The following is an 809-nucleotide window of genomic DNA, read 5'->3' as shown; positions in this document are numbered from 1 at the left end:
CTTTCTTGCTCGTGAATGGGTGGTTGGTTTTCTGATGATGTTTCGATTAGCTCTGATTGGCTATCAACATCATCACACTCGATTGGCTCGTCAACCAAATCGCTCGTTTCTAAATCTTCAAACTCAGTTTCTTTTTTTGATAAAACGATAGTTTTATTTTTTTTATATATATTATTCTTATTCTGGTTCTTTATAGCTTGATTTTGCTTGTCGTTTGCTTCAGCAAAATTATTAACATGTTGTTTTATCGTGTTTTTTGCTTGTGCACCTTTTTTACCAGCTTCACTACGAACTTGTGATATGTGATCTTTTTTATCCGAAAAATCTTTTAGCTCTTCTTCAACACGCGTATTCCACAATCCACCATCTGTCTCAATAAGTTTATCATTCCTGATTAAATATTCGACAATCGCTGCAAATTTTTTCTGCGAACAATTGCAAGCGCGTGCAAGTGTTTCAAAATCTGTTTTAATTGGTGCTTTCTTATCATACATGCGAACAAGAAGCGTTATATAAGCACCTCGTTGTTCCAATGTCATTCCATCTGTACCACTTATCCAATCATACAAATGGAATCTTATCCACGGCATCCCATTAGACATGCCTACTCTCCCTTTCTTTAACTAAATATAAAATTGCTAAAGCATCCGCTTCATTATCATCACAAGGCGCGTGTCCTTTTGCACGCATCGCATCTATAATCTCTGCTTTCGACGCATTCCCCTTGCCCGTCGTCACTTTCTTAATCGTACAAACCGGTATACCCTCATACGGTATCTCATGATGTTCACACCACGCCGTTAACGTTG

At 37.7% G+C, this 809-nt stretch carries 1 protein-coding gene and 1 pseudogene; both read right to left on the bottom strand.

All coding sequences use genetic code 11. From position 1 onward, the window contains the following. Window positions 1–602: YdaU family protein (locus tag BN202_RS10030; protein WP_019220305.1), on the bottom strand; the 602-nt coding region annotated here is incomplete at its 3' end. Continuing rightward, window positions 595–809 (bottom strand): annotated as a pseudogene (locus BN202_RS08950) (hypothetical protein); the annotation flags it as partial. The pseudogene BN202_RS08950 and the gene BN202_RS10030, both read right to left, overlap by 8 nt.

Origin of the sequence: Bartonella florencae (genome assembly GCF_000312525.1) — a bacterium.
In the GTDB taxonomy this organism is placed as follows: Bacteria; Pseudomonadota; Alphaproteobacteria; order Rhizobiales; family Rhizobiaceae; genus Bartonella; species Bartonella florencae.
Note: the sequence above shows the minus strand (reverse complement) of the source record. Positions and strands in the feature narration are given on the sequence as shown.